The sequence below is a fragment of the Paenibacillus residui genome (assembly GCF_042677205.1).
In the GTDB taxonomy this organism is placed as follows: Bacteria; Bacillota; Bacilli; order Paenibacillales; family NBRC-103111; genus Paenibacillus_L; species Paenibacillus_L residui.
The window spans coordinates 1-750 of record NZ_JBHTIU010000126.1; the positions used below are offsets into that span (position 1 = coordinate 1).

General features: G+C 53.6%; 1 protein-coding gene. It reads right to left on the bottom strand.

Annotated features, from left to right (window positions below; all coding sequences use genetic code 11):
• Positions 1 to 750, bottom strand: a 750-nt coding sequence (locus ACFQ03_RS25865) for a hypothetical protein (protein WP_449290191.1), incomplete at both ends; no start/stop codon positions are given.

Here is a 750-nt window from a genome sequence, read left to right on the forward strand (position 1 = left end):
TGCTTGGATTGGATTATTTTCGTTAGGGATAATTGCGGATTACGAGCAAACAAGCGAAAAATCGACGTGCGCAAATAAGCCATCACCGTGGCCTCGGAAACGACCGTCTTGGGGTGCGTTCTCAAGTAGCGAAAGAACAAGCCCGGAACCCGGCTCGAATAACGGACAGCAATCAGTTGCAATAGCCCCGTGGCGATGCAACTGCACATGACGTAACCTTCAATCGCTTTCACCGTTTGCCGAATGCGGGTTCGTTCCTTTTCATCGGTAACATGCTCGACCGGATGGGATTCTCCCTTCTTGAGATACCGTTTCAGCTTCGGCATAGACTTGCTCCAGAAATGGTAGCTGAATCCACCGATGGCTTGCTTCATTTCGCGGAACATACATTCGATCTTGAAGCGGTATCCGTATAACTCGATGATGTCCGTCGCCGCCAAGGTAAGATCGGTGGTCACGAGAATGGACAGCCGGTCGCCCCATCGGACCAGCACAAAGCGCAGTTCCTGGTACAGTCCTTGCCCCCACAGCAAATCCAGGCAGAGGTACTGAACCGTCTCTTCCTTGCCGTACATCGTCACTGTGGCGGTTTGAAACTCGGACGCGCGGGTTTGGAACAACTCCTTCAGTTTGACCATCGGGCCTTTCTTCGGCGGACGCCCTCTTCCCTTCTCCCGGGTCGGCGGATGCTCATAAGCTACCACATTGGCTTTGGCCTTTGTGACGATGTGCAAGGGCGCGACAGCCGAT